This window comes from Candidatus Pantoea communis, from assembly GCF_011752685.1.
GTDB classification, from domain to species: Bacteria; Pseudomonadota; Gammaproteobacteria; order Enterobacterales; family Enterobacteriaceae; genus Pantoea; species Pantoea communis.
In genome coordinates, this window is sequence record NZ_VWXC01000012.1 from 15,159 (window position 1) to 26,527 (window position 11,369).

Genomic DNA, 11,369 nt, shown 5'->3' on the forward strand with positions numbered 1-11,369 from the left:
CAGGCAAGATTTTACTCGTTTTAGCCCTACACAGCGCCCGATTTGGCTGAACGCTCATTTCATTAAGTGGATGGAATGAGCACATAAATCCACGCGAATATTTGATTACTTTACGTTAATGCGTATGATTCTCATTCTTCTTATATTTTCCGCCCGCTACGATGTGGTCGGAGCCGTTCATCCATTGATGGAGTTCAGCATGAAATCGTTGTTTAGCCCGCGTAAAGCCACTGTTGCTATGGCGATCGCCGCAGCATTTAGCCTGACGGCTTGCCAGGCACCTGCCAAAAAAGCCGAGGCACCAGCCGCTGAGACTGTAAAACCGGTTGATACCGCAGTGTTGAAACGCGACCTGGGCGATGGTCTGTACGAAATGGCCTACTCTCCAGCATCGAAAGCACTGTTTGTCGCCAGCGCACAGGCATTCAAAGATGTTAACGGCGGTATGATCTATCGTCTTGATCCTGCGACGCTTGAGACCAAGGGTGAGACACACACCGATCTGAAAAACTTTGGTACGGCGATCGATGAGCAGGGTAGCGTGTTCTACACCACCAACTCACTGGATGGCGCTATTTCCAAAGTGGACGCGCAAAGCGGTAAAGTGCTGCAGCGTTTAGTGTTCCCGGGCAAAATCAGCAAAGAAGGCTACCCAGCGGGTGCGCGTGAAGTGCTGTGGCATGGCAATGAGTTGTATGTCGGTCGAGTGGCCGATCCAGGTTATATCTCCGTGGTCGATACTAAGACCTTCAAACTGAAAACCGAGATTAAAAATGCGGGCAAATGGGTAACGGGCATTATTTACTCTCCGGTTACTGAACGTATTTATGCGGCCAACGGCTCTGGCGAGATCCTGGTGATTAATCCGCGCACCCACAAAATCGAGAAGCGCTGGACAGCCGGTGACGGTAAAGAGTATCTGTTCCTGAACATGGCAGAAGATCCATCCACTGGCCGCCTGTTTGTGACTGACGATTCTAAAGGCAAAGCCACATTGGTCTTTGACGAGCGCACCGGTAAAGTGATCAAGCGTATCGAGGGTGATTCTCTGGGTATTAAATTCGATGCGAAGCGCAATGAGATCTTCATCAGCCAGCGCGAATCGAAGAAAGTACTGCAGTTGGATGCCACCACTTACGCAGTGAAGAACAGTTGGTCATTCGAACAGAATCCCAACAGCCTGCTGATTGGACCGGATAACAATACCCTGTATGTGACCTTGAAGGCCGAGTTCAATAAAGACTCTTCAACTAAAGGCACCGATGGTATTGCGCGTATTACACTGAAATAAGATTGCGCTATGAAAAGATGCCCTCGAAAGAGGGCATTTTCCTTTTGGAAGAACGAAAAATTAACGATTGAGTTGCCCGGTCAGCCAGAATTTTTTATAGCGTGCAGGGGGAATGCCGACAAGATTATGAAAGATGCGATGGAAGTTATTGACGTTATCGTAACCCACGGCGTTAGCCACCTCAGTGACACCCAGATTGGTGCTCAATAGCAAATTTTGCGCCTCGCCAATTCGGCGACGTGTCTGATATTGTTTGGGTGAATAACCTGAATAATCTTTAAATACGTGCGCCAGATAAAATTGATTCATATTCAATGCAGCGGTGATCGAACTCAGTGCGATATCTTCTTTATAGTGATTATCAATGTAATCTTTGATGCGTTGTCCCAGTAGGGTGTTATTGCTCTCCTGCTCTTGTTTGTTTTCAATCCAGATATTGCGGCACAGTAATAACAGCACACTCAGTAAGTTATCGCCGATTTCGGCACTAAAGAGCCGTTTGCTGTTAACGTGTGCCCACATCTGATCAAACAACTGGCAAATTTCATCATAAAACTCACCGCTGGGCATCACGGCAGGTTGGGCGCGCGTGGTGAGAACATTGAGAGGCAAGCCATCAACCTTAAGTTGTTCAACGCCGCAACTGAAGATCAATAAATCGTCTGACGCATCAGGGCTTTCATCATGAAGTACATTCGCGTTAAACAACATGATATCGCCTTGCTTGACGTTATAGCCTCGGCCATCGATGTTGTAGATGCCACTGCCTGAGCGTATGAACATCACTTCAAAGCGGTCATCATGCTTGTGCATGACGCGAGGAATGGCCTCTTCTTTACCTTCTGCTTTGCACATAAACGCCAGGCGCGGACGCAAACTGTTGTCGAAGCCACGGGCGGAGGGGTGTTCATTGATGCAAAAGGTAATCATGGTAGCTCCTGTTGGTATAGCGCTATTCTTGCATTAGTTTTCAGCCTCGTAATCATCATTTTTGCTTTTTACTAATATTTAATCCATTGACAGGTAAGGCGTTGATGATTTTAGGAGAGTGCCAGGTGTTGATTTTTGTTTTTTAACATTGGCAAAAATATAAGTTTGATCGTCGTCACACTTTTATTTTTATCAAAACACACCCACACATTAAATACCAGGAAAGCATGATGTTATGTTGAGCGACATGAACTTGCAATCAATAGGGATAAGTTGAGGGCTAAAGTGAAAATATCATCAAAATTGCTGTGTACGAACAGGTAGAAATACAAAATTGACGAAACCACAGGCGATAAGCGCCATTAAATGCGTGGCATAGTCGCTAAGAAATATTTTAACAAAAATGTGAAAAAATGGCTTTTTTTAATCTGTCTTCATTCTTGCTATGTCAACGCACAATATTTGCAATGTGACTTTAATCACTGGTTTTTGTGATTTTTATGAGAAATATATGATCTTTCGCACGCTGTTAAATCGTGTGGGCGAGAGCAACTGGTGTTTGGAATTCACTTTGATATAACGTTGTTGTAACGAGAAGGGGACTGACAGCGTGTTCAGCGTTGCCAGAAAAATAACAATAATGATGTTGTGCATTAATTAAATGTTCTGATTCAGGCTGCGTAAAATTCCTCAGCGACGACTGACCAATAATACGGCTTGCAACGGTTTTACCTTACAACCAGATGGAACAGCTATGTATAATAAAACGAACCTGCAAAATCCTCAGCGCATGCGGTTAATTACCATTGTTTCGACGATTGGTGGTTTATGCTTTGGTTACGATACCGGTGTTATTTCCGGTGCGCTGATCTTCATGAAGTATGACCTGAATCTGACACCTGCGCAGGAAGGTTTTATTACCTCATTCCTGTTATTCGGTGCGGCACTTGGATCGTTATTTGGCGGATATTTATCGGATCAACAGGGGAGGCGTAAAAACCTGCTAGGGGTTGCAGCTATCTTTATGTTTGGCGCTTTAGGCACTGCATTCGCCTTGGATGTGCCCTCAATGATTGTGGCCCGCTTTATTCTGGGCTTAGCGGTGGGCTGTGCCTCCGTTACAGTACCTATTTATATTTCCGAATTAGCGCGGGCAGATCAGCGTGAACGATTGGTGACGGTCAACGAATTAATGATCGTGACCGGGCAATTCCTGGCGTATTCCGTTAACGCTGCGATTGTAAACCTGTATCCAGAGATGCAGCACAACTGGCGCATTATGCTGGCGATTCCCGCACTGCCGGGTGCGCTTTTGTGGTTCGGGATGTTAATGATGCCTGAATCGCCACGCTTCTTTATTCGCCGTGGCGAAACGGATAAGGCCGTGAAGGTGCTGAAAACATTGCGCCTTCCGGAGGAAGTAGACCGCGAAGTGAAAGAGATTCAGCAGATCGTTAAGGCTGATCAGGTGAAGTTTAATCTGTTCGCTGAGCTAAAAAATCGCTGGGTGATTCAACTGGTTTTGATTGGTTTAATGATTGTGCTGGCCACTCGAGTGACTGGAGTCAACACCATCATGTACTACGCGCCAACCGTCCTGAAAGCAACTGGGCTCGGTGATGCGGCAGCGGTTACCGGCGCGGTGGCAAACGGCATTATCTCCGTATTGGCGACGCTGCTGGGCATGGCGTTGATTGGCAAGCATTCACGCCGAAAAATGTTTTTCACCGGTCAGGCTGGGGTAACCGTTAGCCTGGTGTTGATTGGCCTTGCGTTTAAATTCTTCTTCCACACTGAAACCGTCAACGGAGTGGATACGCTGCATGCCAATTTCGCCAACGCACCTTATGTCATTCTTGGCTTGATGTTGGTATTCCTGGTGTTTATGCAGGGTTGGATTGCGCCGGTATTCTGGCTGATGTTAGCGGAAATCTATCCATTAAGAATGCGTGGTGTCGGCATGGGCTTTGCGGTATTTGGCCTGTGGATCTTCGACTTTATGATCCAATCCATCTTCCCTTATTTGCTTAGCCATTACGGTGGCGGCATGACTTTCGGTTTCTTCGGCGCGACCAACGTCATCATGCTTATTCTGCTGGTGAAATATTTACCAGAAACGCGTGGCCTGACTCTGGAACAGATTGAAAAGAAATTTCGTTTTTAACCTGAGGATGAATAAATGACAGTCAAAATCGGCTTAATTGGTCTGGGCATGATCGGCCGGGACCATCTGAAACGTTTCCAGCATGTTATTTCCGGCGCGCAAGTCACTGCTGTTTGCGATATTAACCACACAACAGCCGATGCCGTGGCGAACGAATTTGGTGCCACCGCGTTTTATGATGCAGAAGAGATGATCAATTCCGAATTGGTCGATGCAGTATTTATCTGCTCTATTGGTCCGGTACACAAAGCGCAAATTTTGGCGGCCTTTAATGCGGGCAAGCCCGTATTTTGCGAAAAACCGCTGACACCAACGGCTGATGAATCGAAAGAAATTATTGATGCAGAGGTCAAAGCGGGTAAGCGCCTTTTACAATTGGGCTTTATGCGCCGTTTTGACCCGGGTTATCAGGCGCTGAAGCAGTCGATTGAGGGTGGCGCGTTGGGCGACATCATGTTGATTCACTGTGCTCACCGCAACCCGTCAGTGCCAGAGAGCTACACGCTCGAGATGGCGGTTAACGACTCCGCCACTCACGAAATCGACATCATTCGCTATTTGCTGAACGAAAACATCACGTCTGTGCGTGTAGACAAGCCGCGTAAGAAAACCCGCCGCGCATTGCCGCACTTGCAGGATCCGCTGATTGTGATCTTCGAAACCGAATCCGGTGTTCGTATTGACGATGAACTGTTTGTGAACTGCCACTACGGCTACGACATCCGCTGTGAAGTGATTGGTGAAAATGCCATTGCCGCCTTGACGGAGCAACAGTTCATCAGTACCCGCTCACTGAACGGCAATGCACAACACATTGCGCAATCTTGCATGGAACGTTTTGCAACGGCTTACGATCGCGAAGTTCAGCATTTTGTTGACAGCGTGCGTGATGGTCGCGAAATGAGCGGCCCTTCCTCCTGGGATGGCTACGTCGTCGCGCTGGTCTGTGATGCCGGTCTGGCTTCGCTGAAAGATGGCGAGAAACATGACGTGGTGATTCCAGAGCAGCCCGCGCTTTATCGCTAATAACCTAACTTCTCGCGAAAAGTGAGGAATGACGATGTTGAAACTGACGGAAGATGCGCTGCATTTGCAATGTCGGGCAGCGAATAAAAACCAAGCCATTGAGATAGCGGCAAAGGCGTTAGAGCAGTCCGGTTATGTAAAACCTGGCTTTATCAATGGCATGTTAGCGCGTGAAAAAAGCGTTTCTACCTATATTGGGGCGGGTATTGCTTTCCCTCATTGTGCGAAAGAGAACCTCGACCAGGTGATTAAAACCGGGTATCAGGTTTTTCAATTTCCAAATGGTGTGAGTTGGGGCGCTGGAAAGGTGGTGTTTGTCGTCGTTGCTGTTGCGGCAACTGAAAATGAACATATTCCACTGTTAGCTGATATTGCCAATTTGCTCGGCGATGAAGTGAAAACCACGTTATTAGCCAATGCAAAAACCAAACAAGAATTTATCGAACAATTTGAGAAAGCGTGATTTACGCACCAGATGAAGGATTAAACAATGAAGCTTGCATTATGTACTGACGTTCTGGCGGATTTACCTTTCGCGGCGATGCTGGATAAAGTTAAAAGCTACGGTATTGAGGGCGTAGAAATGACGGCGGGTGGATGGTCACCCTGTCCGCACGTGAAAACAGAGGAACTGCTGGCATCGCCAGAGAAACTGGAGAAGTTCAAGCAAGAGCTGGCTGAACGTGAAATGCGCATTGTGGCGCTTAACTGCTCGGGGAACCCGTTGGCACCGGGTGAATTGGGTGAGACACACACGAAAAGTAGCTATCGCGCGGTTGAGTTGGCAGGCAAGTTGGGCGTGAAAAAGATCGTGATGATGAGTGGCCTGCCAGGTGGGGGGCCAGAAGATCGCGTGCCGAACTGGATTACCTCTACCATCTCATGGCCAGATTATATGCCGGGTGTGATCGATTATCAGTGGAATGAGGTGGCTATTCCGTGGTGGAAGAAATTTGTCCAGCACGCTAAACAGCATGGCGTCGAACAAATCGCGATTGAAGAGTTCCCATGCCAATTGGTGTACAACCCCTCGACATTGCTGCGCCTGCGTCACGAGGTGGATGACATGATCGGCATGAACCTCGATCCTTCGCACCTGATTGCGATGGGTGCGGACCCGATTGCTGCTGCACGTAAGCTGGAAGGGGCAGTGTTCCACGTCCACGGCAAGGACGCGCGTATTGAGCGTGGTTTGGCCGACGTTGACGGCTTGATGGAGTATCAACCGGTGACGAACACGAAAACCCGGACCTGGAACTACGTTGCTGTCGGTTGCGGTCAGGATCTGAAGTGGTGGAAAGAGTTCTTCTCTGTATTGCGCATGACCGGTTACAACGGCGACGTCTCGCTGGAGATGGAAGACCTTACCATGAGCGTGGAAGCGGGCTTGCAGACTTCCATTGATGCGCTGAATGCAACGTTGAGCAAGTAAGTTTTTGCTGTTTTGCAAGCCGCTATCTCTTTGGGATGGCGGCTTTTTTTATGGTCATGATAATCCTCGCATCTCGCATCTCGCATCTCGCATCTCGCATCTCACAGCCCTTACCTCTATTGGGACATACATCACTCAAAGTGATTATGCGTTAGCTTTTAATGCCCAAACTCGCTCAATTTTGATTTGAAAACATCATTACGTATGGCTTTTGTTTAAGAACCATTTATTATATTAAAAGTCCGTGTCGTTATAAGTCATCTGATTAACATTGCGTTATGTGATTGTTAACTCGCGGTGCTGTTACGTTATTCAAATAACTAGATTTTTTACCTTCGCTTTGCGATGGGTTTTGAGCCGTGTCACTAACCAGGGATACACCATGAGTAAGTTGCAAGACCTGCCGCCAGGCGAGGTCCAGTTGTCACGTCGGAGAGTGTTACTGTCCGGCGCTGTGATCGTGGCTGGCGGCCTGATCACCACCACGCTTCCGCGTTTGGCGTTTGCAGACTCGTCGAAAAATTTCATTCCTTTCATGCAGATATCTCGTCTTCTGGTCAATCACAAACTGGATGATGCGGTCGGGCAGCGCATGTTGGCGCTGTTGGAACTCGAACAGCCGGAACTCATGACAAATCTCAATCATCTGCTGGCGATTGCCAAAGCCAATAAGGCGCAGATCGTTGAAGATTTCTTCCCGGCGATTCCGGAAGGTGCTTTGCAGCAACTGGCGCACAAAATCATCTTTGGCTGGTACACCGGCTGCCTCGAACCGAAACGTTCGGCAAAAGCGTTCGCTTATGAACAGGCGCTGACCTGGCACACCACGATGGACACCATCACGATTCCGTCTTACGGCATCAGTGGGCCAAATAACTGGCAGCGCACCAACACACCGGTTCTTCCCGTACCGCAATTCTGACCAATAAAAGAAGATAAAATATGGCAGCTCCTTCTCAGTCACCCGTGGTGATCGTTGGCTCCGGCGTGGTCGGTGTGGTGATCGCTGAGCAACTGCTTGATGCCGGCATTCCGGTATTGATGCTGGAAGCCGGCCCGCGCGTTTCGCGTGCCGAAATCGTTGAAAATTATCGCAATCTACCCCTGGCGGCCAAAGGCAACCCGATTGAGTGCTACCCGTCACGCGATTGGGCTCCGCATCCGGAACCGGCAGGGGCGGGCAAAGGGTATCTGCAATTAAGCGGCGAAGACTCTTATGCGCAAAGCTATGTGCGCTATGCGGGCGGATCGACCTGGCACTGGGCGGGCACATGTTGGCGCTTAACGCCTGCGGATATGCAATTGCATTCTCGCTACGGCGTTGGCCGTGACTGGGCGTTTGATTATGAGACGCTGGAACCTTATTACGCCCGTGCTGAATATAAACTCGGCATTTGTGGACCGGACGATCCGGCACTGCAATGGCCTCCACTGCGTTCGAAACCTTATCCGATGCCCGCGCTGCCGTTTGGACCGGGTGAAGCACGTTTTACCGAAGTGGTGCGCGAGAAGCTGGGGTTGCACAACATCCCTACCGCGCAGGCCCGTAACAGCGGCATGTCCTATGACGATCGCCCGGCATGCTGCGCCAATAACAACTGCGTGCCGGTTTGTCCGGTGGGCGCGAAGTATGATGGTGCGACGGCACTTTCCCGCCTCGAAGCCAAAGGTGCCACTATCCTTGATAACGCGGTGGTGTGGCGTATTGAAACCAATGCCGGCAACAAAATCGAAGCGGTGCACTACTACGATCAGCACAAGCAAACCCATCGTGTCAGCGGCAAGCTGTTCATCATTGCGTGTAACGGGCTGGAAACACCAAAATTGCTGCTGATGTCTGCTGATTCGCGCAACCCGAACGGCATTGCGAATAGCTCCGATCAAGTCGGCCGCAACATGATGGACCATCCACAAATCACCATGACCTTAACGCTGGATGAACCTTATTGGGCGGGCGTAGGACCGGTGGTGAATAGCGGCATTATGGAAACCTCGCAAGGCGATTTCCGTTCTGAGCATGCGGGTGCTTACTTCCGCTTCAACAACTTTGCGCGCAACCGCTTCGTCACTTTTGGCGCACTGGAGAAAGGGCTGGTGGGTAAAGCACTGGATGAAGAGATCCGCCGCATGACCGCCTGCACCGCCGATATCGTGCTGGCGCATGAGATCCTGCCTGATGCCAATAACCGCCTGACGCTGAGCGATAAAAAGGATTGGCTTGGTCTGCCGAAACCGGCCATTCACTACAATGTGGGCGACTATGTTCGCCGTTCGTACCAGAACTACTCCAAACCGATCGCTGACAAGATTGCCGAAGCGATGGGCGCGATCGATAAGAAGTTCTCGAAACAATTCAACCAGAGCAAGCACATCATGGGTGGCACCATCATGGGTAATGACCCGGCTAATTCGGTGGTGGACAACGAGTGTCGCGCTCACGATCACCGCAATCTGTTCCTGCCGGGCGGCGGGGCGATGGCAAGTACCGCCTGCGGTAACAGCACCTTGACGATGGTGGCGCTCGCCTTTAAAGCCGCTGATGCCATCGTTAAACAGGCTCTGGAGGCGTAATCATGTTAAAGCTCAAACAGATCGCGCTGGTTCTGGCACTGGCGAGCGGTGCCGCTCATGCCGCTGATGATGCCTTGGTCAAAAAAGGTGAATATTTAGCGGTAGCCTCAGATTGTACTGCCTGTCATACCGCTGAACACGGTAAACCCTTCGCCGGTGGCAAAGCGATTGAGTCACCGGTGGGTGAAATCATCGCCACCAACATCACGCCGTCGAAGGTCGCAGGGATTGGCAACTACAGTGAGCAGCAATTTGCTGATGCGCTGCGTAAAGGTGTGCGTGCCGATGGCGCCAATCTTTATCCGGCGATGCCTTACACCGCGTACGCCACCTTAACGGATGAAGATGTGCATGCGCTGTACGCCTACTTCATGTCAGGCGTGCAGCCGGTGGATAACAAGACGGAAGAGACCCATCTGCCGTTCCCGTTGAATCTGCGTTTTTCGATGATGTTCTGGAACGCGCTGTTCCTGAAAGCACCGGGCTACACAGCGGATGCGTCACACTCTGACAGCTGGAATCGCGGACGCTATCTGGTGGATGGCGCAGCGCACTGTAGCACTTGCCACACCCCACGCGGTTTCCTGATGCAGGAGAAAGAGGGTGATGCCTTTACTGGTGCGCAGGTCGGCCCGTGGTTCGCGCCCAATATCACCGCCAACGCGGTGAGTGGGATTGGCCAGTGGTCACAGCAGGATCTTATCACTTACCTGAAAACCGGTCGTCTCGCGGGGAAAGCCCAGGCTGCTGGTAGCATGGCGGAGGCGATTACCCACAGCTTCCAGCACTTATCGGATGTCGATTTGGCCGCCATTGCCGAATACATGGGCAGCGTGACGGATAAAGATGCACCTGCGAGCGGCGCTTCGCGCTTCGAACAGGGTAAAGCGGCTCAAAATCTGGTGGCGTTCCGTGGTGATGCATTCAACGCGCCCACCAGCGATGAAGGTGCTCGCCTGTTCTCCGGCAATTGCGCGTCGTGTCACGGCAGCAGCGGCCAGGGAACCAAAGACGCGTTTTATCCGAGCCTATTCCATAATAGTGCTACTGCAGAGCGTAATCCGTCGAACCTGATTGCTACCATTCTTTACGGTGTGCAGCGTCATACCGCCGAAGGTGATGTGTTTATGCCGCCGTTTGGTTCGCAGCCGAACGCACTGAATCAGCTAGATGATCAGCAAGTTGCCACGCTGTCGAACTGGATCTTGCATCACTACGGCAATGTTGACGCAACCGTCTCACCTGATCAGGTGGCGGAGATCCGTCGTGGTGGACCGTCATCACCACTGGTGATGCTGGCGCAGGTCGGGGTTGGCGTCGGTACCTTGGTGGTGATTGCACTGCTGGTGTGGTGGCTGATACGCCGCAGACATAAAAAATAGATTTGATTTTATTCTGTCGCCTGTGATGGCAGGCGACGTTTTTACTGGAAGACACTATGAAGCACTACTCACGCCGCCGCGTGTTGAAGATGGTCGGGCTGGTGACGATTGCCAGCGCCGCAGGCCAGCTTTTGCCGTTGCCGCGCCTTAACGCCGCCCAGTCACCGACCAACGTGGCTGGGCTGGATGATTTTATGCAGGTTTCACAACTGCTGACGCAACAAGAATCCCTGAACGCCACCGTTGGGCGTGCGCTGCTTTTGGCCCTGAGTCAGACGCAGAAAGGTTTTCTCCCTGCGCTGGCACAGTTGAAGGCGTTACTGCAAAACCAGCCAGAACTGCTGCAGCAAGATCACCTGGCGTTTGCCTCGGATGCGGACAGTGAAAAGCTGGCAAAAGCGATACTTGGCGGCTGGTACAACGGTGTGGTCGGCAAGGGCAATCACGCGCTGTATGTCACCTACGTGAACACGCTCGCCAATCTGCTGGTGGATGACAAATTAGTGCCGCCGAGTTTCTCCTACGGCAAATGTGGTAGCTGGGCGCAACAGCCCTGATTCAGAAGAGTAATGT

General features: G+C 50.6%; 10 protein-coding genes. 9 read left to right on the plus strand and 1 reads right to left on the minus strand.

All coding sequences use genetic code 11. The annotated features are described in order from the left end of the window. Positions 1-199: 199 nt before the first annotated feature. The gene (locus F3J37_RS16260; protein WP_034829915.1) at positions 200-1,291 is read left to right on the plus strand and encodes a YncE family protein; all 1,092 of its coding nucleotides are present in this window, start codon (positions 200-202) and stop codon (positions 1,289-1,291) included. Positions 1,292-1,351: 60 nt separating this feature from the next. Here F3J37_RS16260 and F3J37_RS16265 read toward each other — a convergent pair whose 3' ends face one another. Next, positions 1,352-2,221 (minus strand): AraC family transcriptional regulator, encoded by an 870-nt coding sequence (locus F3J37_RS16265; protein WP_160867471.1) that lies wholly within the window; start codon positions 2,219-2,221, stop codon positions 1,352-1,354. A 754-nt stretch (positions 2,222-2,975) separates the two neighbouring features. On the opposite strand from F3J37_RS16265, the gene F3J37_RS16270 reads away from it, so the two are divergent. From F3J37_RS16270 to F3J37_RS16305, 8 genes are all read left to right on the plus strand, one after another. Next, a complete protein-coding gene (locus F3J37_RS16270) occupies positions 2,976-4,385 on the plus strand; it encodes a sugar porter family MFS transporter (RefSeq protein WP_166934459.1) in 1,410 nt (469 codons plus the stop codon). A gap of 15 nt (positions 4,386-4,400) precedes the next feature. Continuing rightward, positions 4,401-5,411, plus strand: a complete 1,011-nt coding sequence (locus F3J37_RS16275; RefSeq protein ID WP_166934461.1) for a Gfo/Idh/MocA family protein — start codon at positions 4,401-4,403, stop codon at positions 5,409-5,411. A gap of 34 nt (positions 5,412-5,445) precedes the next feature. After that, entirely contained in the window at positions 5,446-5,874 is a 429-nt protein-coding gene (locus F3J37_RS16280; protein ID WP_034829911.1) for a PTS mannitol transporter subunit IIA, read from the plus strand. Between the two features lie 27 nt (positions 5,875-5,901). Beyond that, positions 5,902-6,843 carry a sugar phosphate isomerase/epimerase family protein gene (locus tag F3J37_RS16285; RefSeq protein WP_097119039.1) on the plus strand — a complete coding sequence of 314 codons (942 nt, stop codon included), beginning with the start codon at positions 5,902-5,904 and terminating at the stop codon, positions 6,841-6,843. Positions 6,844-7,225: 382 nt separating this feature from the next. Beyond that, positions 7,226-7,765 (plus strand): sugar dehydrogenase complex small subunit, encoded by a 540-nt coding sequence (locus F3J37_RS16290; RefSeq protein ID WP_160867473.1) that lies wholly within the window; start codon positions 7,226-7,228, stop codon positions 7,763-7,765. Between the two features lie 20 nt (positions 7,766-7,785). Then, the gene (locus tag F3J37_RS16295; protein ID WP_166934463.1) at positions 7,786-9,414 is read left to right on the plus strand and encodes a GMC family oxidoreductase; all 1,629 of its coding nucleotides are present in this window, start codon (positions 7,786-7,788) and stop codon (positions 9,412-9,414) included. A gap of 2 nt (positions 9,415-9,416) precedes the next feature. Then, a complete protein-coding gene (locus F3J37_RS16300; protein WP_166934465.1) occupies positions 9,417-10,796 on the plus strand; it encodes a c-type cytochrome in 1,380 nt (459 codons plus the stop codon). Positions 10,797-10,852: 56 nt separating this feature from the next. After that, positions 10,853-11,353: a sugar dehydrogenase complex small subunit gene (locus tag F3J37_RS16305; protein WP_166934467.1), complete on the plus strand. Its 501-nt coding sequence runs from the start codon at positions 10,853-10,855 to the stop codon at positions 11,351-11,353. The last annotated feature ends 16 nt before the right edge of the window (positions 11,354-11,369 follow it).